This window comes from uncultured Halopseudomonas sp., from assembly GCF_963977355.1.
GTDB lineage: Bacteria > Pseudomonadota > Gammaproteobacteria > Pseudomonadales > Pseudomonadaceae > Halopseudomonas.
In genome coordinates this window covers 1-1,997 of sequence record NZ_CAXBOV010000059.1, presented here as the reverse complement: position 1 = coordinate 1,997, position 1,997 = coordinate 1, and the positions used below count along the sequence as shown (strand labels likewise).

Genomic DNA, 1,997 nt, shown 5'->3' with positions numbered 1-1,997 from the left:
CAGGGCTACCGAAACCAATTCACCGTTGCACCCTGGGAGGTTCACTACCGTCCGCAACTAGATCATCCCAAACCCAAGGTGCTAGGTACCCAGACCGCCGTGGTTACGGGGCCTGAAGGCGAAGAGATCCACTGCGATCAATATGGAAGAATCAAGGTTCAGTTCCACTGGGATCGTGAAGGTCAGGGCAATGAACGCACTAGCTGCTGGCTCAGAGTCTCCTCAAGTTGGGCCGGCAACCAGTACGGAGGCATAGCTATCCCCCGGATCGGCATGGAAGTGCTGGTCAGCTTCCTCGAAGGCGACCCAGACCAACCCCTGGTAACCGGTTGTCTGTACCACAAGACACATCCGACGCCCTACGAACTGCCCGCGCACAAGACCCGAAGCGTCTTCAAGACCCTCAGTTCACCAGGCGGCGATGGTTATAACGAGCTGCGCATCGAGGACAAGAAGGATCAGGAACAGATCTACATCCACGCCCAGCGCGACTGGGACGAAAACATCGAGCATGACCAGAAAATCCGTGTCGGCAACGAACGTCATGACAGCGTCGAAGCTAATAGCTACACCGAATTTATGGCTGAAGAGCACCACAGCACCCACAGCGATCGAAAGACCGAAATCAAGGCGAATGATCATCTTACCGTTGGCTCAAGCCAACACGTCAAACTCGACACCGCGCTACTGACCAAAGCGGGGCACGAAATCCATCTCAAGGCTGGTCAGAAAATGGTTATCGAAGCCGGTAACGAGTTGACCCTCAAAGCGGGTGGAAGCTTCATCAAGATCGATGCCGGTGGCGTCACTGTGGTCGGCCCTTCGATCAGGATGAATGCGGGTGGCACGCCGGGTAAGGGGAGCGGGGCGGCACTGATACTTCCGGGGAATGTGTTGGCGGCGGATAGTAATCGGGCGGGTGACACGCTTGTACCTTTGCCGCGCAGAGTGAATGAGTCGGGGATTACGCCCCTGTGTGGGAAACAGAGTAATGGTGCGTGTAGCAGAGAAGATTGCCCATGTCTGATGTGATGCTGGAAGCGTTTCTCTCATTACCCAGGCTCGATACCCACTCGTTGATCACGGACAAGCCTGGGCAGTCCCTGTGTTTTATTATAGATCAGAGTCGCCAGCAAAATACCCTGGCGCGGCTCTACGACCTTGGCCAGCCAATTGATCAGGACAACCTGTATCGCAATACCGAATTCGCCGCCATGGCGGATCAAGGGCCTATCTGGGTAAGTGCACCAGAAACAGCAGAGCTGAGGTTGTTGGCCGCTCAGCTTTGCCTGGAGAAGAACGCCGGCATTGCATTGCTGACCAACAACGTCGCTGCAGCACAGGCACATGCCCGCTGGCTACTCAAAGCAAGCGACAGCTCTGGAGGTCAGAGCCTGCTCAGCTACTACCGTCCCGCTCTGTGGGCGGCACTGGCGATGACCTCCAGCCAGAACCTGGTTCGGTTAATGGGGCCTTGGGCCAGTGTCTTCAGTCCCGCGCCAATGCATTTCGGTCATCCTGAGGGCCAGTGGATCGGTTGGCGCACCGAATCACAACATTCCTCAAGCCCTGCAGAGCCCTGCTTCAAGTTGCCAGCAGACACCGCAAGAGTGCAACGGCAGCTTGGATGGGTCTACTGGGTGGATGAGCATTACTCTGTTTTTGCCTCACCGTCACAGGATCAACTCCCAGGCATCGCTCACAATCTAAGCACCTTGGTTGATCACCGTATTGCCCAGGGTCGCCACTTGTTAAGACTCAGCAAGATAGTTGCCGGCCCATTACTGGATCAGGACCCACAGGCCATGGTGATCCTGGAAAGCAAGGACTCGTCGTTCAAGAAAGTCGAGAGACTGGAGCTTTTCGGCGTAGAGCCAGTGAGCAAAAAAAGAACATAAAGGATGAATGGAGCCACCATGGAACTTGGTAACTACAGGGTATTGTCGGGTTCTACCCCGTTTCCACGGACGGTTATAAAACAGCTAAGAGCTTTTGAT

Annotated in this window: 2 protein-coding genes; both read left to right on the top strand. The window is 55.2% G+C overall.

Features of this window, described 5'->3' with window-relative positions; all coding sequences use genetic code 11:
* Nucleotides 1-1,032: type VI secretion system tip protein TssI/VgrG (gene tssI / locus AAC076_RS17320; protein WP_339848108.1), on the top strand; the 1,032-nt coding region annotated here is incomplete at its 5' end.
* Nucleotides 1,020-1,898, top strand: a complete 879-nt coding sequence (locus AAC076_RS17315) for a DUF4123 domain-containing protein (protein WP_339848105.1) — start codon at nt 1,020-1,022, stop codon at nt 1,896-1,898. The genes tssI and AAC076_RS17315, both read left to right, overlap by 13 nt.
* Nucleotides 1,899-1,997: the final 99 nt, after the last annotated feature.